Genomic DNA, 22,949 nt, shown 5'->3' with positions numbered 1-22,949 from the left:
TCCATTCAATATCGGGGTGAAAATATAACTATTTTACTCTATCAATATCCATTTTATTTCAAATTAGTAGTCTGATTAACCTACTTATTGGAACTTTTCAAAAACCGCATAAAAAATGGAGTCTTTTTTTAATAATTGAAATGATATACTGTTTTTGGATGTAATCAACTAAAAGTAAAAGGCATGATGCAGGTGAAGAATATACTATTCGGTTTATTTACATTAACAGTCTTAACAGGGATTTCCTATATCTTAATCAGCCCAGGCTTTACAGATTTTTTCATTGGTGAACCTAAGTTATCCGAACAGGAATCAACAACCGAAATTCCACCATCACCTTATGATCCATTAAACCCTGAAGAGCTTCTCCAACAAACAGGGATCGAATGGGCTGTGCTCTCAGACCGGCAAAAACTGGAGTTTACCGCACATATTCTAAGTGCTATGAAAACAAGGGACATTTCAGTTTCAAAGAGTCCTTCCGAGTTCATAAATGAAATTGATGAATACTATACAAAAGAGCCGACCGAGCATACGATTGAAAATGCGATTATGAGGATACTTGCAGAGGATTGGAGTAACAACGAGGATACTGATTGATTGTATACATACAATATAAAAAAGTGACTCACAAGCGGAAGATTTTTTCTCCCTAAGTGGGTCACTCTTTTTAAATATAAAACTTTTTGTCTATTATTAATTATCCTAAAATCATATATCCAAAGATGAATACGAGAATGAGTGCAATCACAAACTGGATCCATGGCCCGGTCGTGGAAGCTCCTTTTTTCCTGCGAACCAACGTCATTTCCATAGCACCGATCACCCAAATGCCTAGTAAAGCCTTAATAAATAGGGATACTTCGACGATTCCTACTTGCAGATAATTAACGAGCATCATTCCACCCGTTACAACAATCAGTACAAAAAATAATCGTAAAATCATGTGTGTGATTTTTTGCCCTTTAGCTTTGCCAGCGCGAAGCAAAAAGTAACTTACAAAAAAGAGTATCAGCGCAACCGCCCATGAGGAGACGTGTGCATGAATCATTCCTGACATAGTACTTGCCCTCCTTATAATCAATCATTCCCATTCTACCATGAACCTTTTTAGAATGGGAAATCAATTGCTGTATGGGGTGTTTTGATAGAGCGTTTTCATTTATAATGGGATATGTAACCACTTTGAACAGAATGGAGCGTGACAAATGAGCGAAAACAGAGTAACGGACAAGAATCAGACGGAACAGATCATTTCTAAAACGGATCAATATGGAGCGAGAAACTATCACCCACTCCCAATCGTAATTTCCGAGGCGGAAGGTGTTTGGGTTAAAGACCCAGAAGGCAATAAGTACATGGATATGCTAAGTGCTTATTCCGCGGTCAACCAGGGACATCGTCATCCGAAGATCATACAAGCACTCAAGGATCAAGCGGACCGTGTGACATTGACGTCGAGAGCTTTTCACAACGATCAGTTAGCACCATTTTATGAAAAGGTTGCTCAAGTTACGAACAAAGACATGGTACTACCTATGAATACTGGTGCGGAGGCAGTTGAAACTGCTGTCAAAACGGCACGACGCTGGGCTTACGATGTAAAAGGAGTAACCGAAAATCAGGCTGAAATCATTGCATGTGAAGGAAACTTCCACGGTAGAACGATGACAGCAGTATCCCTTTCATCAGAAGCAGAATACAAGCGTGGCTTCGGACCAATGCTTCCAGGAATTAAACTTATACCTTATGGCGATATCGATGCATTGCGTAATGCAATTAATGAAAATACAGCAGCATTCTTATTTGAACCTATTCAAGGTGAGGCAGGGATCAATATTCCTTCGGACGGTTTCTTGAAGGAAGCTCGTGAATTGTGTTCTTCTGAAAATGTACTGATGGTCGCTGATGAAATTCAATCAGGCCTTGGTCGATCTGGAAAGCTATTTGCATGTGACTGGGAGAACGTCGAACCGGATATGTACATTCTTGGTAAGGCTCTCGGTGGAGGCGTATTCCCGATTTCCTGTGTTGCAGCCAATAAAGAAGTTCTTGGCGTTTTTGAACCAGGTTCTCACGGTTCAACGTTCGGAGGAAATCCTCTAGCTTGTGCGGTCTCCGTCGCTTCCCTTGAAGTGTTAGAAGACGAAAAGCTTGTGGAGCGTTCGTTGGAGCTTGGGAATTATTTTCAGGATGAATTGAAGAAAATCAACAATCCGAAAATTCGAGAAGTTCGTGGACGCGGTCTGTTTATCGGTGTTGAGCTCGATGAAGCCGCACGACCGTATTGCGAAAAGCTTAAGGAAATGGGATTATTATGTAAAGAAACGCATGCTACAGTGATTCGTTTTGCACCACCACTCATTATCGATAAAGAGGACCTTGATTGGGCGATCGAACGCATTAAAGAAGTGTTGAGTGCTTAATAGTTGAATACGAACACCGAATTTTTTCGATAAAATTCCGAATATTGGATCTTATAAGGTCTGACTCCTCCATTTACATGACATGTTTTTGTAAAATGTCATGTAGGAGGTTGTCAGGCCTTCAATTTTGTATTTCGGTTCTGAATTTGTCCTAAATTGAATAAGCCTATGGTAGAGTCGTCAGTAAAACTTCAACGGAGGTCTACCATGAAAAATAAATCGATTTTATTCCACACAGGCTTACTCATTTGTTTTGCCCTACCATGGATCAACGTTCCTTTTTTCATTTCAAATGTAACGATTTCGGGATACATGCTTCCATTTAAAACAAGTGAACTTGCTCAGCAATTAACAGAACTCGGTGTTGTTACCGTTTCCTTCCACGAGATGCTCCCACTGTTTCTTATACTCATGGCTCCAGTTTTATCTTGCTTTTTACTGCTTCAAGCCATCGTAAAAAGGAAGCAAGATGTACGATTAGATTGTTTAACAGGTTTTATTTGTGCGAACGGTGCCCTTTATGTTTTGTCCAATGCAGATGAATTCGTATCAGTCGGGGTCTTTGCTGTGATTCCGATAGCTTTATTACTTGTCGCAAGCCCTCTTCTCCATAAAGAAAAAGCGCCCACTTACTCAGCGCTTAAAAAACCAGCCTGATTTTAAAGACCATATTAAAAAGAGGCTTTTCCTGAGAAAAAATGGGATTAGCCTCCTTCAGTCCTGTTGTATTTTAGAGCTTATTCTTTCAATCCAATTGAAATATACTTTGTTTCGAGATATTCTTCGATGCCTTCCTTTCCACCTTCACGTCCCATACCGCTTTGCTTCATACCGCCGAACGGTGCTTGTGCAGCGGAAGGTAATCCATCGTTCCAACCGACGATTCCGTAATCCAATGCTTCAGCAACTCGAAGTCCTCGGCTATAATTTTCACTGAACACATATGCTGCTAGTCCGAATGGTGTCGAGTTTGCATAATTGATTGTTTCCTCATCCGTCGATACCTTTTGGATTGGAACTATAGGTCCGAATGTTTCTTCATTCATAATCAACATATCGGGCTTAACATCGATAAGAACAGTAGGATGGTAATAGTAGGTTCCATTTTCCCCTTCTTTTCCTTTTCCACCCAGCACACATTTTGCACCTCGTTTGACGGCATTTTTAACATGCTTTTCAACTTTTTCATAACCGTCTTTATTGATTAAAGGGCCGACATCGACACCTTCTTCCATACCATTACCGATTCTTAACTTTTCTGCTGCAGCGACTACTTTTTCAATAAATGCATCGTAGACTTTTTCCTGAACATAGACCCTGTTGCCGCTAATACACGTTTGGCCTCCATTACGGAATTTGGATGCGACCGTTTGTTGAGCAGCTAAGTCGATATCAGCATCATCCAAAACGACGATCGGTGCATGTCCGCCAAGCTCAAGTGATATTTTCATAACATTTTCAGCTGCTTGCTTCATCAAGATTTTACCGACCTCTGTCGATCCAGTGAACGTAAGCTTCTTCACTCTAGGATTCGACATGATTTCTTCTCCGATTTCAGATGACTTCCCTGTTACAAGATTTACAACACCTTTAGGAATACCCGCTTCCTCACATAATTCTATAAGTCGAACTGCCGTCAATGGCGTTTCATTTGGTGGTTTGATAACAATTGTACACCCGGCTGCCAAAGCAGGAGCCAGTTTCCGGGTGATCATCGCAGCAGGAAAGTTCCATGGTGTAATGGCACCGACAACACCAACTGGTTGTTTATTGACCTGCATCCTTTTGTTGTGCTTGGATGGAGGAATCGTTCGCCCATATATACGTTTTCCTTCTTCAGCAAACCATTTCAGGAATGACGCCGCATACTGAGCTTCACCTTTTGATTCTTTAAGTGGTTTTCCCATTTCAAGCGTCATGATTTCCGCTAGTTCATCTTCATGTTTGATCACTAATTCGTAAAACTTTTCGAGATATTCTGCTCGCTCATATGCGGTTGTTTTCGACCATGTTTTGAAAGCTTCGTTCGCAGCCTCGATTGCATTACGTGTTTCCTTTTTCCCAGCTTTCGGCACTGTTCCGACTAGCTCACCAGTGGCCGGATTGATCACCTCTACTTTTTCGAGATCCTTTCCCGTCCACTCCCCGTTTACGTAGATTCCTTTTTCCATCTTAACGCCTCCTATTTATACCAGCATTAAAGAGAATTTTTAGAAGTACTATTAAAACAATTCCATTTACGAGGAAATCTTAAACATTCTTTGCTACCGTGTTCGTCAAGTTCCCCAACTTCTCAATTTCAATGGATACAACATCCGAATCCTGTAAATATTTTGGAGGATCAAATCCTTTCCCCACTCCAGCAGGGGTTCCTGTTGCAATGATATCACCAGCTTCCAAAGTCATTCCCTTTGAGAGCGTTTCAATCAAGGTAGGTATATCAAAGATCATCTGAGACGTATTTGCATCCTGTCGAACCTCACCGTTTACCGTTGTTTTAATATGTAATTCATTCGGCGAATCAACTGAATTTTTATGGACGAGGTAAGGTCCCATCGGACAGCTTGAGTCCAGACTCTTTCCGATCAAAAACTGCTTGTGACGTGTTTGGAGGTCTCGTGCAGTGATATCATTCAATATCGTGTACCCAAACACATAATTGTATGCTTCATCTTGATTAATTCCTTTGCCAGTCTTCCCGATTACTACAGCTAGTTCACCCTCATAATCGAGAGCCTTTGTGATTGTGTCGGATATCGTTATCGTCCCACCTGGTCCGATAACGGTCGTCGGGGTTTTCGAAAAGACCATCGGAACTTCTGGAATATCTGCTTCCGTCCCTAATTCAAGCGCGTGATCACGATAATTTTTACCGATACAGAAGATGTTTTTGGCCGGTTTCGGAATCGGGGCCAGCAAATTGAAATCCTCGCCTTGTAAAATATATTTGGACCTACCGCTGTCAGATTGAATCTTGCCCATTATCTCTTCCACCATTTTAGTAAAAGATTCACCCTGACGTATCCCATCTAAAAGTGTCGGAGGTAAAGAGTAGGCGAAATTTTGTGCAGCTTCTGTTAAATTGAGTATTTCCAGTGGCTTTTCATTCGATACAACGCCAATGATTTGGTCATTTCGATACATTACAGTAACAAACTTCATCATTTCACCTCATTGTTGGTAACAGCGATCGTAATCAATGGCTAGCTTAAAATCAAGTTCTGTTAAACCCTTAGCCTTCCATGAGCTTAATTTAACGGTAACCAGTTTATAATCGACAGAGATCAAGGGATGGTGACTTGCTTCTTCTGATACGTAAGCAATCTCAGACACGAATTTAATTCCGTCAAGGTAGTTTTTGAACCGGTATTTTTTAACGATCCACTTTTCATCTTCTAACTTCCATCCTTCTAATGATTCTAATATGCTTTTGATTTGTTCCTCGGATAATCGTTCCAATAGTAATCCTCCTTATATACTTGTACTCGTTCGTTGCTCTAAACCATATTATTGTATATACTTCAATGAACTTCTTATAAAATCCTTTTTTCGAATGAATAGTAAAGGAAAATGCTATTTTATGCTAGAATGAAGTGTTACAAGAGGTTTGATTAAAAAGAAGTCTGTTGGAGTGAATGAAAATGAACATTATTGTAAGTACACTAAATGCAAAATACATCCATACATCCCTTGCATTGCGCTACCTTAAAGCGTTTTGCAAACCTGATTTCAAAATAGAAATGGCTGAGTATACAATTAAAGATCCTGTCATGAATATTGTCTCAGACCTCTATTCTAAAGACCCGGATGTGATTGGATTCAGCTGTTATATTTGGAACATTGAAGAAACAATACCGTTGATCGAAATGCTTAAAAAGATCCGCCCTGAGATTAAAATCGTGCTTGGAGGACCAGAAGTCTCTTATGATGTTCCCCACTGGTTAGAAAGACTTCCAGAAGTCGATTATTTTGTAGTGGGGGAAGGTGAAGAAACCTTTAAAGACCTTTTAGAGATGATCGAGTCTGGCGGTGATCCTGGATCGGTTGCTGGAATTGCTTATCTTAAAGATGGAAAGCCACACCGAACTGCTCCACGTCCGAAGCTCGATTTAAAAACAGTGCCTACACCATTTCGGTTTGAGGAGGATCTCTCTCAATTGTCAAAACGGGTGACTTACATTGAAACAAGTCGAGGATGCCCATACTCCTGCGCCTTTTGCCTTTCATCAATCGAGGTTGGTGTCCGTTATTTTGACATCGAAATGATGAAAGAAGAGATCCGTTTTTTAATGGAAAACGGTGCCAAAACGATTAAATTCGTAGATCGAACGTTTAATATTCGCAGAGATTACGCATTGGAGATGTTCGAGTTCCTTATCACTGAACATCGTCCAGGAACCGTATTCCAGTTTGAAATCACTGCAGATATCATGCGGCCAGAGGTTATTGAGTATTTAAATGAGCATGCACCGAAAGGTCTTTTTCGATTTGAAATCGGTGTACAATCGACGAATGATAATACGAACGAACTCGTAGAACGCCGACAAAACTTTGAAAAGCTGACACGTACGGTCACAACGGTTCGTGATGGTGGGAAAATCGTTCAGCATTTAGACTTGATTGCTGGTTTGCCTGAGGAAAATTATGACTCATTCCGAAAAACATTCAACGATGTATTCGCATTTCGAATTGAAGAGGTACAGCTTGGTTTTCTGAAAATGTTACGTGGGACAGGCCTGCGTATTCGCGCAGACGAGCATGATTATATATACATGGATAAAGCACCTTACGAAATTCTCGGGAATAATGTTTTGTCGTTCGATGAAATTATTAAAATAAAACGGGTCGAGGACGTTCTCGAGAAGTACTGGAATGATCACCGAATGGATGCAACGGTCGAGTACTTGATTGGGCGGGTTTTCCCTTCTGCCTTCGATTTTTTCCAAACCTACGGTGATTATTGGGAACGCCAAGGCTGGTCAAGGATCGGCCACCAGCTTGAAGATCTCTTTTTAAGACTTCGATCGTTTTTAAAAGAAGCCGAGGCGGAACGATTTGAGTTGATTGAAGGCTTGATGAAATACGATTATTTTATCCGTCAAAAGCATAAACCGCGTAAACCATGGTGGGATTTTTCGATGGATAAAAAGCAACAATCCAGCTATTTGAAATTCTTATCGGACCATGCATCTGAGGTATCCGAACAATTTGAAGCACTTTCTTTAAGTGAAAAAGAACTACACAAACATGTGATGATTGAACAGATCCCTTTTGATATAACTCAATTTATCGAAGACGGTTTGATTATTGAAAAGACTGTATTGATGATTATCTACTTTGACCCTAAAACACATGTCACTCAGCTGTTTACAGTTCCTGAAGAACAAATGCAGAATGCCGGTGTACTGATGTAATACGATTCTTAATTAATACGAGGAGGTCAATAATGGCCAACACCCATACGTACACGAGAAAAGAAGAGCTTGTTAATGCGATCACTCACGGTATCGGCGTTGTATTCAGTATCGTCGCTCTCGTGTTACTCGTTGTCAATGCTGTCATTGATGGTTCAGTCTGGCATATTGTCAGCTTTTCAATCTACGGAGCAACGATGTTGATACTCTATACTGCTTCGACCTTAGTGCATAGCTTCCAAGAAGGAAAACTAAAGGATTTGTTTGAAATCTTTGACCATTCAGCGATTTACTTATTTATTGCAGGAACATACACACCTTTTCTATTTGTCGTTGTAAAAGGAGCGTTAGGATGGTCACTGTTTGGTGTCGTATGGGGAATCGCGATTTTCGGAGTCTTTTTCAAGGCGTTTTTCGTTAAGCGGTTTTTGTTCATCTCGACTTTGATCTATGTTGTAATGGGTTGGCTCGTTGTAATAGCATGGCAACCGCTTGTGACGACACTTCCCGACCGAGGGATGACCTTATTCATCATCGGCGGTTTGATTTATACAGTCGGGACGATCTTTTATGTATGGCGTGCATTCCCTTACCATCACGCGGTTTGGCACATGTTTGTACTAGCCGGAACCGCTGTTCACTTTTTTGCGGTACTACTTTACGTGTTACCTATTCATAATATTTGAATGAACTTGGAATCAGAAAGGGGATGGCCATAAACACGCCATCCCCTTTTCTATATTAATCTGGTTTAGATCCTATTACTATTGATTTTCATCCTCATTTGCGTCAGGAATGTCTGCCGATGGGTCTGAATCTGTCCCTTGTTCGTTTCCAACTGCATTATTCCCGTCATTTTCCTTTTCAGGTGTGTCTTGATCCTTCTTGTCTTTCTTTTCCTTCTTCTTTTCCGTTTCAATTTCCATAGTATCAACGAGGAGGCGATTCGGTTGTTTTACGATCGTTTCGCCTGCTTTGAGCCCCTTCGTAATTTGTTGATAAGGTTCATTTTTATAGCCGAAGGTCACTTTTCGCTTATCAATATAATCCTTTTTAACAACGAGGACGTAATCATCTCCATCGACATGCATGATAGATTCCTCTTTAACCGCGACAGCGTCCATTACTGCAACTGGATTCATCACTATTTTCACCGTACTACCCAGAGGCAATTGCTTTTCTGAATCCGACTCTAAACTGATATCGACAGGATATAGCTTTTCCCCTTCTTTTTCAACAGGTGTACCAATTGCAAGAACGGATCCCGCCCATTCAATTTCTTCTTTATAACCAGATTGTATCGTTACTGGATCACTTTCTTTTAATAAAAACATATCTTGTTCCGATAAATAAGCTCTTGCAATTACATTGTTTTCACTTACAATCGTTACAATCGGCTCCTGACTTGATGCACCATTCGGATTGATCTTTTTGACTATACCGGATATTGAACTATCGACTGTCTTATCTTCCTGCAATTCTTCCAGTCGATCAATTTCATTTTCCTTTGAATCAATCATATCCTCGGCTTGTTCCGCTTGATATTCAGCTTCTGCCTCTTCCTGTTCCAAAAGGTAGATCGTCGACTGATTCTTTTCATCATCTTCCTTGCTTGATTCTTGACTAATTTGAGTGCTAATTAGAACGGCACGGTCTTCGTAATAGTCTTGTTCGGTTTCGAGTTCTGTAATTTCATCCTCTAAACGAGCAATTTCGTTCTCGATTTCAGAAGATTGATACTCGATGATCGCCGTTCCAGCATTGACCTGATCACCTACTTGAACGAGGATTTCTTCGATCTCTCCTCGATACGGCTCATTATAAATTTCTTGTTTTTCAAGGGGCACTATGACACCCGTTGTCTCAATGCCTTTTTTCAAATCTCTCTTATCAATCGTGACAACATCATACGGTTTTTCTCTAGCAAATAACGTATGATCCAATATAAATAAATACATATTGATTATTATGAAAAGAATGACCGGTAACCCGATCAGCCCCCTTTTTATGTATCGGTTCAAGCTATTACCCTCCGTTTCTATCCATTCAGATGCATATGGTACATGCTATTGATTAACGATACGACTAAAATAAATCCAACGTGCAATCCAATCGAAACGGTGTACACGTATCGACTTGATTTCAAAGATGCTTCATGCAGAAGTCGGGTAGAAGCGATTAAATGCCAAATGAAGAATAGCGTTACCCAACCTGCAAGTGTAAATAGAAAAACATTGTCAGTCAAAAGCTTCACCCATGGTCCAAAGCCAAACGGAGAAAGGATTTCAGTTGAACCAAACTTCAGCATGAATGGAATGTTCGCTGCTAATCCGAAGAGAATGATGACAAATAAGTACGTATTCAGTACGAACAGCTTTTTAAAACCTAAATCACGGAAAAAACCCCATGAAGATAAGGCTCCTGCGCCGATTAATACAAACGGAATGACGAGGCCAGCAATCGCTCCTCCAACCCCGATCAGAATCGAAGCAGCTAATTGTTGTCCATCTGATAGATTCATTGCTCTAGCGTCCGGCATATTTAACCATTCTTCTGAGTTGACATAAAATAACAACCCGAATACGATTGAACTGCATAATAGTAAGATGAGCAATCGTAATCGGTACCCTTGAATATTGGTAGATTCTCGTAATGTATGTACCGTTTCTTTCGGTCTTAATAAGCCCTTCCAAATTTGAACATGATGTTCCACTCTGTTTACCCCCTTTATGCTCTACATGATGACACTCTTTATCGTATCAGAAATCTACTGAAATATCATATTTTACCATTGGGCTGTACACGATGTGAGTCAGTTCGACGTTTTCACAGGACTACATTGTATCGCTTCTTTGCGAATTCACGCCGAGTAACCGCAGGATGAAGTTTTTAGCACGTTAAGAAAGTATAAAAACACTTTCTATAGTATAAGCGCAACTTAGGCGATCGCCTACGCTAAGGCTTGGCGCTAGCCAAGTTTTCTTTATCGAACTTCCTAATTGTGTTTTTGATTCATCTACTTTCTAAACTCACAGTTAAACATATGTGTACTAGCTATTTTTCGATAAATCTTACTGAATTCCTTGTTACTTTGATCAAAATCGATATATTTAGCTAAATGGAACTACTAATCGTGATGCATCATTCATATACGGAGACAATAATCGAAAAAACCTGGTATATCCAATAGATCGAACAATACCAGGTTTCATGAATACATGTATTTTTAGAGTGTTTCGATTGATACCGTACTTCCTTTTCCACTTGGCTGAGCTGGATTGACAATCAGCTTTTTAGGTAACCGTGCCCGTAATTCAGGAACGTGTGAAATGACGCCGACCGATAGCTGTTCCATTTGCAATCGTTCGAGTGCGGTAACAACTGTATCCAACAACTCCGGATCCAATGTTCCGAATCCCTCATCAAGGAAGAAGAATTCTAACGGATGCTGGCCTTGAAGCTGGATCTGTGCGGATAAAGATAAGGCGAGTGCAAGTGAGGTGAGGAACGTTTCACCACCGGATAAAGAGGAGACCGGTCTTCTGATCCCACCGTTTGCATCATCCCTTATGATGAATCCGCCTGAAGAATCCACCTCTAATGCATACCGGTGCTTCGTCAGTTCACCTAAACGTTCGGATGCAATTGTAGCAACCTGAATCAATTGTTCCTCAGCAATGAATTCGACAAATCCATTTCCTCTAAAAACGGCCTGTAGTTTGCCGAGCCGTTCAGACAATTCTTCGGTTTCAACTCTTTTTTGTTCGAGCGCTTCGAATTTTTCAGTCCGCGTTTTCAAGTCATTGACGGTTACTACAAGTCCCGCCTTCTCGCTTAGTGCTACATCCTTTTCATTCTTTGCCTTTTCAAGGCCAACAGTAACATTCGACCATTCTTCTTGAGTAATTGTTTTATTTTGTAACCGTTCACTCAGCTTTTTCTGATCATGCTGAATGTTTTGATAAGCAGAGGAAAAGGACTTAATTTCTTTTTCCCATTGGTTTTGGGTCTCAGATTGAACTAATGCTTCTTTTACCTCGTATTTCTCATTAAAGATTGATTGATTTCGCTTTTCTTCCCACTTTGAAACTGCCGCATTTACACGTTTATCAGCTTGATTCGCCGACTGTTTCGCACCCTCAAGTTCTTTTTCTAGGTTTTGAAAGTTCTCATTTTCTTCGTCCCAATGTTTACGGGCCGCTGCTTCATTCTCTTTTAGTTTCAAAAGTTCCAATTTAACCATTTGAAGTAACTCACTTGCAGGTTGATTTCCACAAATTTCTTGTATCTTTCTTTTGGTTTCTTGACAACGATCGTTAAGCTCAGCAACGGTCGACGATAATTTCGTTACGCTCAATTGAAGATTTTGATACTCTCCTGCCGCTTTGTCTATTGCTTTATCAACCTTATCAATATAGCCGACACTTGTATCATAACGTTGTGTTAACTCAGCTGCTTCTTGGTCAAGCTTGTCCATTTCCTCTTGTTTCTTTTCAAGCGTATCAAATGTGTATGTGCTGAAATGAGATGACCACGAAGTGTCCAACGCTTGAAGCTGTTCTTCACACTCCGTCAACTTCTTATTGATTTTCTTCATGTCATCATTTAGCGTATCAAGCTTTGACCTCAATTCGATGCGTTGTTTATCTAACTTATTGAGCCCCGAAATTGCATCGTCCCGCTCCTCGATCAGCTCGATTACATCCTGATAAAATCCCTTTGTTTCGGTCTGCAAAAGGTGTAAATATTCAAGGAGTTCATTTGTAGAACTTACTGTCTCGCTAATCGGATCATAAAGAGTAGCAGCCGTTTCTTCAGTGTTCTTTTTGTTCGAATCCACGTAGTCCTTTAATGTACCGAACATGTGCTGAAGGTCTCGTTTATTATCACCGATAGAAGCCTCTTCAGCTCGAATATTTGAAAGCATTTCCTCCAGCTCGGAACGCTGTTTATTAAAATCATTCCCTGACATATCGAATATTACAGGGTTCGGATGCTCGATTGAACCGCAAACTGGACAAGGCTGACCATCTGTCAATTGATTCGCAATTTGTTTTGCAAGCTCATGGATTTCTGCTTCCTTTTGTTTTGAAGCTGCCTCCTTAATAGAATGAGAGATCAGATCCTTCGATTGCTCAATAACCCGCTCATGCTCGCATATCCGGTTATAGATACCTTCTGTTTGTCCGAGGAGACGATGGACCTGTCGAACATACTTACTCTGTTTTGAAACCAATATCTGCTCTTGCGTAACGGCCAGCTGCTTGTTTTCCTCGTTCTCCTGTTTTTCCTTCAACAGTTCATCTCTTGTTTTCTGGTGTAGAAGGATATCTTTTTTTAAGGATAATGCTTCTCTTAAACGGTTCCGATCCTCAAAACTGATTGTTTTTTGTTCAAGGGCCTTTTTGATGGACCCTTGCTTTTCGATAGCGAGCTGCTTTTTCGTTTTAAGAGAATTCAATTCGCCCTCTTGTTCACTTAACTTTCGTTCATCGAGCACCAATTTCCCTTTTTCGGTTTGAAAGAGTACTCTCTTTTCATCTCGTTCAACCTCTAGCTTCTGAGCTTGCTCATAGTCCTGTAGACGTTTATATAGCACAGGCTCTTCTATTGAGCGCTTTTCTACAACTGTTGAAAGTTCTTCCTTAGTTTTCTGAACAATGTTTCTAGACTGATTAACACTTTGTACAAGTCTCTCTTTCCGTTCAGTCCAGTAGGCTTTTTCCTTGGCCGCTCCATCTAACTCATCGACATATACAAGCAGTGAATCCGCTTCACTAGCCTTTTTTAAACGCTTGTGAAGATCCTCGATTTGCGGAAGGTTCGCTTCATACTCCTTCAGCTTTTGTTCGACCTTGAGCAATTCTTCCTGCCATATCCATATTTGTCGGTATTCCTCAAATTGTTTTGTTACATTTTTTAATCCTACGTCCTTTTGTTTGACAACTTCAATTGCATTTTGAAGCTGTAACTCGGCTTCTTGTAACGCTTCCTTCGAGGCATTTCCTAGTCCTTGTTGCTCGGCAAGAATTTTCTCAAGCTCTGTTCTCGTTTCATCTACCAGATGCTTAAGTCGACTATTCAACCTGTCGCCGTATTTTTCAAGATGAAAGAGCCGTTGCAGCATTTGCCTTCGATCGGCACCTTTCAACGAAAGAAATTCTGCAAATTTCCCCTGCGGAAGGACAACCGCCCTTGTAAAATCAGTGAGTGTCAACCCGAGTACTGTCTCAACCTGATTGGTTACATCACGTTCTTTATCTGCAAGTACAAAGGCTTCTTCGCGTTCAATTTCAATGAAACGACATGAGCTTGTCCTTACCGAGTCATCCTTTGTTCTTCGATAGGATCGCTCTACACGATAACGCTGTCCTATTGAACGGTCACCAAGTTCAAATGTAAAAGCTACATGCAGCTGTTTTTCAGCATGATTCATTATTCCTTGAATATTGTTGGTTGCACGTTCTACCTTCCCGTAAAGTGCGAGGGTAACTGCATCGAGGAGAGAAGACTTCCCACTACCAGTCGGACCAAAAATGCCGAACACCCCTCCCTCACAAAGGGAACTGAAATCAATTTCCTGCTTTTCTCGGAAACTATGTAAGCCTGATACAGTCAAATGAATCGGCCTCACTTAACAGCACTCCCTTCATCGTGCTGGATGAGCTCTAAAAATAGTTTAATGGTATTATCATCAGGCGTTCCACCGTTCGTTTGCCGTTCATAAAAACGGGTGAACAACTGATCGATCGGAAGCTCTGATACTCGCTGGTTGGTGTTGGAAGCTTGGATTTCTTCAAAAACCGGACGGATGTGAATAAAACCAGGGTGTGCATTTCTAAGCCTTTGAATCTCCTCCATACTAAGTGCATCCTTTAAGTGAATTTCCAGGTCTATCCATGCATTGGTATCCTTTTTCTCTTCAAGCCATCGATGAATTTGTGCCAATCCTTCTTCTGCCTTCCATCGTACGAGAGGTTTTCCAGAAGAAAGAGGGACCTCATTGATCTTAGGCTGTTCCCCTGGTATAACATCAAGGATTGTTACCGACTTCGCTTGACCCGCTTCAGAGAAACTATAGGATAATGGTGAACCTGAATACCGTGCTATACTGTTTGCTCTCTGGATTGTTTGAGGTCTATGAAGATGTCCGAGTGCAGTATATTGTACCTGTGAAGGGAGTGCGTTCGCTGAAACAGTGTAAGCACCACCAACTTGAATCGGTCGTTCCGAATCGCTTTCTCTTCCGCCCGCAACATATATATGACTCATGCCAAGGTTTACAGACGTTTCGTCAAACCCTTTGCAAATCTGTTGGAAGATCGCTTCAATTCGTTGGTCATATGCACTTTGCAACGCTTCTTCTTCTACGGATTCAGTCAGAACTTCATTAAGCCTTGCTTCAGAAGGATATGGTAGTGCCGCAATTTTCAAAGTCTGGTTACAGGAGTCCACCTGAAGCTCAATCGGTTCGAGTTTGGGGTACCCTATAATCGTAATTCCATGTAATCCCGCAATTGGTGCAGATGCCGATAAACGGTCTGGATTATCGTGGTTTCCCGAGATCAAAACGATTTTACAGTTCCGATCTGCTGTTAGTTGAGCCATATTTTCATAAAAAAGCTGCTCTGCTGCTGCGGGAGGGTTCACAGTGTCAAATACGTCCCCTGCCATCAATATGACATCAATATCCTCTTCCTTTACAATCTCATTCAACTCAGACAAAAATTGAGCCTGTTCTTCAATCCTGCTTCGTCCTTCAAGCGTTCGACCTAAGTGCCAATCCGCTGTATGCAGTACCCTCATAAAATTCCTCCTTCATTAGTCCAACTTCAAGACATGTCCACCATCAAAAAAGTATAAATATTTTTCTTTACATGGCTTTTTCCATATTTGTTCTATCGCACGAGCATACAGGTTCAGCTGAAGTGTATATCTATTTTCTAAGGTTGGTTTTGCTTTTTCATAGCTCTCAAAACGATTTGTTATTGAATCGGTCTTATAATCGAGCAACACAAACCCATCCTCTTCCTCAATTACACAATCCATTACACCTTGTACTAAAACGTGCTCTCCTCGAGGTCCTTTCCAATCCGAATACGCTTCATCAGCAGGCAATGCCATGGTGAATGGAACTTCGCGATGAACTTGGGGTGCCTGCTGCAGTCTGCTACCGATTTCCGTTTCATAAAACTTTACAATGGATTCGATATCAATCACTTCAGACTGCTCTTCTGTAATCAGCTCAGAATGAAGCATCCATGCGAGCTTTTCTTTAACCGACTCCTCTGTAATGGTTTTCGTATCGGTTAAATGCTGCATAACGAGGTGCGTAGCTGTTCCGCGTTCTGGAGCGGTCATTGATTTTTCCTGTAAAAAGCCCGGTCGATCCCCAATTGGATTCCGAAATTGGCGGACGAAGGATGTATCACCGTATTCATCTCTCGTATCCTGGTTTCGCTTCAACTCCGTAACCGATTGTTTCGACATATGTTCTCGAGAAGCTTGGTACGAGTATTCCCACGATAAAGCTTCTACAACATCATCAGTCGTTTCCGTCTCAACAGTTGTCCATTCCTTGATTTGCTTAAGTCGCTCCTGCTGATCGATTTGATCTTTGTCCTCGATTTCAACGAGTTCTCGCGCGGAAAGTAACGATACCTTCCAGTTATCTGTTGCTGCGTTCAGTTCGGGATCGAGCACTTCCCCTGCTCCAACCGCTTCCCTTAACTGCGTCATCATCGGGTGGCGGATGACAGATGGACCAATCCAATCAAGATACGATTTTGCTGAGGCTCGTTCATAGTCGGGTAATAGCCATCCGGCACGAGAAACCATATACTCCCATTGCTGTAACTGCTTTTCTAAATCCTTCACTGCACCGATTAAATACAGCTTCTCTTTCGCACGGGTAAGCGCAACGTAAAGAATTCGCATTTCTTCAGCAACCATTTCCATCCTTAATCGTTTTTGAATCGATAGTTGCGGAAGTGTTGGATAGCTGATCCGTAGTTTTGGATTCAAATATTTCGCACCGAAACCAATTTCTTTATGCAATAAAAATGAGCCTCGAAGATCCATTTCATTGAACTGTTTGTTCAAATTTGCGACCATAACGATAGGAAATTCAAGTCCTTTGCTTTTGTGGATCGTCATGATCCTTACGACATCTTCCTGTTCACCAAGTGCTCTCGCTGTTCCGAGATCCTTCCCCTGATCCTTCATACGTTCGATAAAACGGAGAAAACGGAATAACCCGCGGAACGAAGTATTTTCATATTGTCTTGCCCGGTCATAAAGCGCGCGGAGGTTGGCCTGCCGCTGTTGTCCACCTGGCATACCTCCGACGTAGTCATAATAACCGGTTTCACGGTAAATTTGCCAGATTAGGTCTGAAAGGTCACCTTGTCTCGCTCTTGTTCTCCATCGTTGTAAATCACGACAAAATCGATCGATGTTCTGGTAGGTCGGACTCGTCTGCTTTCCAGTTTTCAAAAACGAATTCAACGAATCATAATACGATCCTTTTTTATTGGCGATTCGTACCTCGGCAAGCTCTTCCCCAGATAGCGCAATCATCGGTGAACGCAGGACAGAAGCTAACGGAATGTCCTGGTGAGGATTATCGATGACTTGTAATAGTGAAATCATCACTGACACTTCCACCGCTTCAAAATAACCAGTGGAAAGGTCTGCGTAGGCTGGAATTCCTTGCTTCTTAAATTCCTCCAACAATGTCGGTGCCGATGTTGAGGTCGAACGCAAAAGAATGACGATATCGCGATATTGAATCGAACGATATTGCTTAAGCTTTGTATCATAAATTTGGAAGGGCTCTTGTTTGTCGTTTTGGCCGATTAAATCCTTGATTCGACTCGCCATATACCTTGCTTCCAACTGAATCGCTTCAAGGCTTTCAATGTCCTCACCATCTTCTATAGCCTCATCATCCGTATTCCGATCGACAAGAACGAGCTCTGTTGCTGTCTTATTGTTGTCAGGGTAATCTGCACCGAGCCTCAATTTTGCGGGCTCATCGTATTCAATTTCCCCAACTGTTTCATCCATGATCTGCTTAAAGAGGAAATTAGTGCTGTCTAATACCTCTCGGCGACTTCTGAAGTTCCGTGCGAGGTCGATCCTCAAGCCCTCTCCAGGATCCGATCCGTAAAATCGCTTATATTTTTCCAAGAATAACGTTGGCTCAGCTAGACGGAAGCGATAAATACTTTGCTTCACATCCCCAACCATGAACAGATTTGACCCCTCTTCAGGTTCTTTAGTCACTAGCTGTACAATCGATTCCTGAACTAAATTCGTATCCTGGTATTCATCGACAAGTACTTCGATGAACTTCTGACGGTATTCGTGTGCTGCTTCGGATGGAACTAGGCTTTCAAGAGATGACGATTCCCCTGTCAGCACTTCAAGACAATAATGTTCAAGGTCTGAAAAGTCGACTAAGCCTTTTTCTTTTTTTGCAGCTTGAAATTGATAGGCAAACTTCTGAACGAGCCCTACCAGTGTTTTCATAACTGGTGCGAGTTCCTGTAAATGCTCAATATAGGATTCCGGTGAACGACTGAACAATTCCTCTTGAAGTCCAGTTACCTGTTTTTTAACTTTGTCTCGGATCACCTTTACCTTCTCTTTCAAATCTTCATCGTATTCGTCCCCTTTACACGCCTTCAACCGTCCGAATGATATCAATTGGAATTGTTCATAAAGGCTTGTCCACGACTTATGACTTGCTTCTGTCAATGAATGAAGAGCTTGTTCATCTTCAAGCAGATTATCATAATAGGGGCCAGGCCCGTTGGGTAGCAGTGCCCACTTTTTGGCTTGTTCCAACAGTTCAGTCATTCCATTCAATTGAAGCTGAACATCAACGATCAGATCTCGTGTCCATGTAAGTTCATCGATGGATTGGACTGTAAAGCTTTGCTCATATTTTTCAGCCATTTGATAGAGCCATTGATCTGGCCATGGATGGCTTCTTGAAAATTTGAACAACTGGATGACCATCCTTAAGATTTCATCGTCACCTCGGTCATTACTGAATCGATCAACCAATTCAAAAAATGCCTCATTGTCTTCTATCCCGTACTCTTGTTCAACAAGCTCTTCGAGAACTTCCTGACGGATCAATTCTGCTTCTGTTTCTTCAGCAACCCTGAAGTTAGGGTCAAGCTCGATTTTAAAATAATACTTTCTCAGCACTTCAATGCAAAATGAGTGCAAGGTGGAGATGGTCGCTCTATTCAACAACGTCAGCTGCCTTCTAAGATGGAGGGAACCTGGCTTTTCCGTTAATGCCTTCTCTAGAGCAAGTCCGATCCGCTTCCTCATTTCAGCTGCAGCCGCATTTGTAAAGGTCGCGATTAATAATCGATCGACATCAATTCCATCTTTTTCAGTAATCCTACGTACAATTCGTTCTACAAGAACAGCGGTTTTTCCGGATCCAGCCGCAGCAGCGACCAGGATATCCTCACCCCTTGCTGTGACTGCTTGCCACTGTTCATCTGTCCACTGTGCATTTTCTGGTTTTGAAATTACTTCACGCATCGTCTTGACCTTCTTTCTTACGCATTCCCTCAAATGCTTCTTCATCTTTTATATTAATCAACGTACGATAATTGTTTTCATCAAGAGATTGATCAAATTGGCACACAGAGCGGTATGAGCAAAACGTACACGGTGTTCGTTTGCGGATTTCATATGGTGATATGTCGATTTTCCCATCTGTAATCTCTGTTCCGATCGAACCAATCATCGAACGTACATAAGATCTCACCTCATCAAATTGTTCATGACTGATGACAGAGGAACGCTTCTGAAAGCCCCCGCCTTTTTTCGTTGCGACCGGAATGATGCTTGAATGTCCATCGATCGTATCGTCCATCAATTGAACAACTTCTTCATCCTCGAGCACAAGCCCTTTCATTTTAAATTTCTTAAACAGCTCCTTCTCGATTTCTTCAGGCGTAAGCAGTTTTTTCGACGAATGGACGGGATCGTGTACGTGGAAATATAACACGCCTGCAGGCTTTGCAGTTTTTCCCATCCATGTATCTGAATAGGTTAATACGACGTCGAGATACGTCAGCATTTGTAAGGCGATGCCATAATAAACCTCAGCAAGATTCAAGCCTCTTTGGCTCGATTTATAGTCGATGACACGAAGGACTAGTCCGTCGCTGCTTTCTGCCGCATCGACCCGATCAATTCTGCCGATCACTTCCATTGTCGATCCATTCGGAAGTGTATATTTTAATGGTGGTAGTTGGTCTCCCATCCCAAACCCAAGCTCAAGTCCTACCGGTGAGAACCCGCTTGCCTTCGCTTGTTCACTTAAAACATAGGCTGCTCGACCGACGACATTTTTTAATTTTCTCTTGATATAGTTATAACGGTTTGAGCTTAGCAGGATTTGACTCTGAAGCATTGGTGCAAGTCTTTCAACCATTTCACCTGCGATTCGATAGCAATCTTTAGCGGATAGCTCCTGCCAGTCGATATTACGCTGCTTAAGATAGTCTGCGACCTCTTTTAGAGCGGCATGGAAAAGTTGACCGATATCCGGTGCTTCAAGGCGGAATAATGGCCGTTCTTCCAGCTTCAACCCGTAGCTTGCAAAATGTGAAAATGGACAGGATTGATGCTTTTCCATCCGTGATACACTTGCTTTTAAATGGTCACCGTATAATTCTTGACTTGTCTTTTTGGTAAGCTGCTCAGCTTTATTCACATAGAAAAGGCTGTGTACAGTACGTTTAGCTGTGTCTGACCAACGTTCATTCTCCACAAACCAGTTGTAAACATCCCACCAAATTGATGAAACCGGATACCCTTTTTGCCACTGACGAAGCTGAACGGTTAAATACGATAACGTACGTGCCGGTCTAACGATAAAACGATCGTCTGACTCCTCACCGTCGCCAGGCTCTTGCATGAGTAACCGTTCTTTTTGCTCCGGAAATAATTCCTTCAACTGGTTCATCAAAATGGACGGAACGAGCGACTTTCCTTCTTCATCTGCAAGAGGATAGGATACAAATAAATAATCAGAAGCACTGCTCATAGCGTTATAAATCAAAAACGGTTCGTCCAGTAAGGATTGTCTTGCAGTTGGTGCAAGTTCAACCCCTTGCTCCAACAATTTTTCGCGATCGTCTTCCGAAAAGATTCCCTCTTCTTTCGGCTTTGCAGGCAATATGCCATCATTTACACCGATCACAAAGCTACATTTGACATTGTATAATCTCGAGCGATCAAGACTTCCGATTAATACTTGATCGATGGAAGGTGGTACGAGTGCAAATCTCATAGATTCTAATCCAGTGTCAAGCATTTTACTGAAAAGCTCTAAACCTATCGGCTCGTTCCCAGCGATTTCGACCATCTGTTCAAGTAAATCGATGACAGCTCCCCAAACCTGATCATGTTCCCTAGCGAGGCTCAGTGCCCCCTCTTTTTCAGCCTGATAACGCCATTCTTCAAGCTTTGCAGGTGCTCTCAGGTCTTCAAGATATAAAAAGAGTGCTTCACAAAGCTGCTTTCCATTTTTGGCACTTTTAAGATCGCGTTCAAGCCTTGCTAGCGGATCGGCGATCATTTGTCTTGCATCATTAATCATCAATTGCTTATTACGCTCTTCATCTGTCTGGCTGCCAAACGACTGGTCTAGGGATCGATACTTTCGATACACCCAGTCCTTCTTGCTTGTCCAATGCTTTTTCCCATGAATTCCGTGCGCCAATACAAAGTTTTCAAGCTGGTCGACCTGTTCTCGGAACTGTCTTGTCGATCGGTTTTCATCAAACGGAAACAATAAGTCAGTTTTTACACACCTGAATACAGCATCATAGCGCCAATTCTGTAATATGACGTCTATGCTGGACCGAATACACTCGATTAATGGGTGATGAAGCATCGAACGTTTTTGATCTAAGAAATACGGAATCTCATAATCTACAAAAATCGTGTCCAATAAATCTGAATAGCTTGAGGCATCACGTACTAATATTGCAATTTCCTTGTACCGGTAGCCTTTGTTCTGTACAAGATCCTGTATGTCTCGAGCAACACCCTCAATCTCTGCTCTTCGATTGACAGCCCCACTTAATGTAACTGAGCTTTCACCATAAAAAGGAACCACCGGACGTTCATGATAATAGTTCTCCACATGTCGAATCGATGGTGTATCACCAAACTTCGGAAATTGATTCAATACATCACAGGAATCTACTTGAACACCAGCTTCTTGAGCCATCTCTTGAAGCTTTTGCTGCGTTGCTGTGGTCATCCTGAACAAATCAAGGTCAGATGGAGTGTTCTCTCGAGGGTGATCCAGTGTCACTGTAATCGTCATCTGCTTTGCTTTTCGCATTAAGGCGGCAAGCACCCCAAGCTCCTGTGGTGTATAACTATGAAATCCATCTACCCAGATCTCACAGTCATTCAAGTACGTTGAATCAGGTATCCTTTCTTCAAACAACCGTAGATAATCCTCTGAATCTATATATTTATCGGCTACCAATTCTTCTAAGCGTTGATAAATAATATGTACATCGTGGAGCTTGTCCGCTAACAGCTTCCGATCCTCTTTTCCATTAAAAAAGTTCATCGCAAACGATTCAAGATCATCCGAAGATAAACAGTACCGTTTAAATTCTGTGATCATCTCTTCTAATTGTTCATAAAAACCTGGTTGATCTGTCGATTTTTGAAAAAGCCGAAGATCATCCTTGTTTTTTTCAACCACTTTTCTAAGGAGCATGTTCATCCCTGTCGAATTCAAATGATATCTCGTCAGTCCACCGACCTCTTGCAAAACCTTAAGTGCAAGTCTTGAAAAACTGAATACTTGTGAACGAATCATCCCGCCGAGCCCAGGCGTTTTAATCAGCTCATATTCCATCTGGAAGGTCATTTGGTCTGGCACGAGAAAAATAAGCGGCTTTCCATGAGGTTCCTTTTTCAGCCGCTCTCTAAGTTCTTCTAAACAAGAAGTGGTCTTACCGCTTCCTGCTCTTCCTATTTTAAATCGGATGGACATGATTCCGTTCCCCCTTATTGAACACATACTAATATCTATCTATTATTA

15 protein-coding genes are annotated in these 22,949 nt (G+C 41.6%); 5 read left to right on the top strand and 10 right to left on the bottom strand.

From position 1 onward, the window contains the following. The first annotated feature begins 192 nt into the window (after window positions 1-192). On the top strand, window positions 193-600 hold the full coding sequence (locus MOJ78_RS08225; protein WP_304980704.1) for a hypothetical protein: 408 nt from the start codon (window positions 193-195) through the stop codon (window positions 598-600). Between the two features lie 100 nt (window positions 601-700). On the opposite strand, the gene MOJ78_RS08220 is transcribed toward MOJ78_RS08225, so the two are convergent. Then, entirely contained in the window at window positions 701-1,060 is a 360-nt protein-coding gene (locus tag MOJ78_RS08220) for a YisL family protein (protein ID WP_304980703.1), read from the bottom strand. Window positions 1,061-1,208: 148 nt separating this feature from the next. Here MOJ78_RS08220 and MOJ78_RS08215 point away from each other — a divergent pair, with 148 nt between their 5' ends. After that, window positions 1,209-2,426 (top strand): ornithine--oxo-acid transaminase, encoded by a 1,218-nt coding sequence (locus MOJ78_RS08215; protein WP_304980702.1) that lies wholly within the window; start codon window positions 1,209-1,211, stop codon window positions 2,424-2,426. 207 nt (window positions 2,427-2,633) lie between these two features. Continuing rightward, window positions 2,634-3,083: a hypothetical protein gene (locus tag MOJ78_RS08210; protein ID WP_304980701.1), complete on the top strand. Its 450-nt coding sequence runs from the start codon at window positions 2,634-2,636 to the stop codon at window positions 3,081-3,083. Window positions 3,084-3,163: 80 nt separating this feature from the next. Here the strand turns inward: MOJ78_RS08210 and MOJ78_RS08205 are convergent, their stop codons facing one another. From MOJ78_RS08205 to MOJ78_RS08195, 3 genes are all read right to left on the bottom strand, one after another. Next, window positions 3,164-4,597, bottom strand: a complete 1,434-nt coding sequence (locus MOJ78_RS08205; RefSeq protein WP_304980700.1) for an NAD-dependent succinate-semialdehyde dehydrogenase — start codon at window positions 4,595-4,597, stop codon at window positions 3,164-3,166. A 79-nt stretch (window positions 4,598-4,676) separates the two neighbouring features. After that, window positions 4,677-5,588 carry a fumarylacetoacetate hydrolase family protein gene (locus tag MOJ78_RS08200; protein ID WP_304980699.1) on the bottom strand — a complete coding sequence of 304 codons (912 nt, stop codon included), beginning with the start codon at window positions 5,586-5,588 and terminating at the stop codon, window positions 4,677-4,679. Window positions 5,589-5,597: 9 nt separating this feature from the next. Further along, complete coding sequence (locus MOJ78_RS08195; protein ID WP_304980698.1) at window positions 5,598-5,885, bottom strand: 4a-hydroxytetrahydrobiopterin dehydratase; 288 nt, start codon at window positions 5,883-5,885, stop codon at window positions 5,598-5,600. Window positions 5,886-6,067: 182 nt separating this feature from the next. On the opposite strand from MOJ78_RS08195, the gene MOJ78_RS08190 reads away from it, so the two are divergent. Both MOJ78_RS08190 and MOJ78_RS08185 read left to right on the top strand, forming a co-directional pair. Then, entirely contained in the window at window positions 6,068-7,840 is a 1,773-nt protein-coding gene (locus MOJ78_RS08190) for a B12-binding domain-containing radical SAM protein (RefSeq protein WP_304980697.1), read from the top strand. Window positions 7,841-7,872: 32 nt separating this feature from the next. After that, complete coding sequence (locus MOJ78_RS08185; RefSeq protein ID WP_304980696.1) at window positions 7,873-8,526, top strand: PAQR family membrane homeostasis protein TrhA; 654 nt, start codon at window positions 7,873-7,875, stop codon at window positions 8,524-8,526. 78 nt (window positions 8,527-8,604) lie between these two features. Here the strand turns inward: MOJ78_RS08185 and MOJ78_RS08180 are convergent, their stop codons facing one another. The 6 genes from MOJ78_RS08180 to addB all read right to left on the bottom strand — a co-directional run bounded on the left by MOJ78_RS08180 (window position 8,605) and on the right by addB (window position 22,901). Continuing rightward, on the bottom strand, window positions 8,605-9,861 hold the full coding sequence (locus MOJ78_RS08180) for an efflux RND transporter periplasmic adaptor subunit (protein ID WP_304980695.1): 1,257 nt from the start codon (window positions 9,859-9,861) through the stop codon (window positions 8,605-8,607). A gap of 17 nt (window positions 9,862-9,878) precedes the next feature. Beyond that, the gene (locus MOJ78_RS08175; RefSeq protein ID WP_304980694.1) at window positions 9,879-10,553 is read right to left on the bottom strand and encodes a hypothetical protein; all 675 of its coding nucleotides are present in this window, start codon (window positions 10,551-10,553) and stop codon (window positions 9,879-9,881) included. A 513-nt stretch (window positions 10,554-11,066) separates the two neighbouring features. Then, a complete protein-coding gene (locus tag MOJ78_RS08170) occupies window positions 11,067-14,474 on the bottom strand; it encodes an SbcC/MukB-like Walker B domain-containing protein (RefSeq protein ID WP_304980693.1) in 3,408 nt (1,135 codons plus the stop codon). Continuing rightward, a complete protein-coding gene (locus MOJ78_RS08165) occupies window positions 14,471-15,646 on the bottom strand; it encodes an exonuclease SbcCD subunit D (RefSeq protein WP_304980692.1) in 1,176 nt (391 codons plus the stop codon). The genes MOJ78_RS08170 and MOJ78_RS08165 overlap by 4 nt, the downstream gene beginning before the upstream one ends. A gap of 15 nt (window positions 15,647-15,661) precedes the next feature. Then, a complete protein-coding gene (gene addA / locus MOJ78_RS08160; protein WP_304980691.1) occupies window positions 15,662-19,408 on the bottom strand; it encodes a helicase-exonuclease AddAB subunit AddA in 3,747 nt (1,248 codons plus the stop codon). Next, on the bottom strand, window positions 19,401-22,901 hold the full coding sequence (gene addB, locus MOJ78_RS08155) for a helicase-exonuclease AddAB subunit AddB (RefSeq protein ID WP_304980690.1): 3,501 nt from the start codon (window positions 22,899-22,901) through the stop codon (window positions 19,401-19,403). The genes addA and addB overlap by 8 nt, the downstream gene beginning before the upstream one ends. Window positions 22,902-22,949 lie beyond the last annotated feature (48 nt).

It is taken from the genome of Alkalihalobacillus sp. AL-G (assembly GCF_030643805.1).
In the GTDB taxonomy this organism is placed as follows: domain Bacteria; phylum Bacillota; class Bacilli; order Bacillales; family Fictibacillaceae; genus Pseudalkalibacillus.
This window is presented reverse-complemented; position numbering and strand designations above follow the sequence as displayed.

Bases quoted from the DNA above. Each gene is read 5' to 3' on its own strand.
- MOJ78_RS08220 (WP_304980703.1), bottom strand. From the start codon at position 1,060: ATGTCAGGAATGATTCATGCACACGTCTCCTCATGGGCGGTTGCGCTG.
- MOJ78_RS08215 (WP_304980702.1), top strand. From the start codon at position 1,209: ATGAGCGAAAACAGAGTAACGGACAAGAATCAGACGGAACAGATCATT.
- MOJ78_RS08210 (WP_304980701.1), top strand. From the start codon at position 2,634: ATGAAAAATAAATCGATTTTATTCCACACAGGCTTACTCATTTGTTTT.
- MOJ78_RS08205 (WP_304980700.1), bottom strand. From the start codon at position 4,597: ATGGAAAAAGGAATCTACGTAAACGGGGAGTGGACGGGAAAGGATCTC.
- MOJ78_RS08200 (WP_304980699.1), bottom strand. From the start codon at position 5,588: ATGAAGTTTGTTACTGTAATGTATCGAAATGACCAAATCATTGGCGTT.
- MOJ78_RS08190 (WP_304980697.1), top strand. From the start codon at position 6,068: ATGAACATTATTGTAAGTACACTAAATGCAAAATACATCCATACATCC.
- MOJ78_RS08185 (WP_304980696.1), top strand. From the start codon at position 7,873: ATGGCCAACACCCATACGTACACGAGAAAAGAAGAGCTTGTTAATGCG.
- MOJ78_RS08165 (WP_304980692.1), bottom strand. From the start codon at position 15,646: ATGAGGGTACTGCATACAGCGGATTGGCACTTAGGTCGAACGCTTGAA.
- addA (WP_304980691.1), bottom strand. From the start codon at position 19,408: ATGCGTGAAGTAATTTCAAAACCAGAAAATGCACAGTGGACAGATGAA.
- addB (WP_304980690.1), bottom strand. From the start codon at position 22,901: ATGTCCATCCGATTTAAAATAGGAAGAGCAGGAAGCGGTAAGACCACT.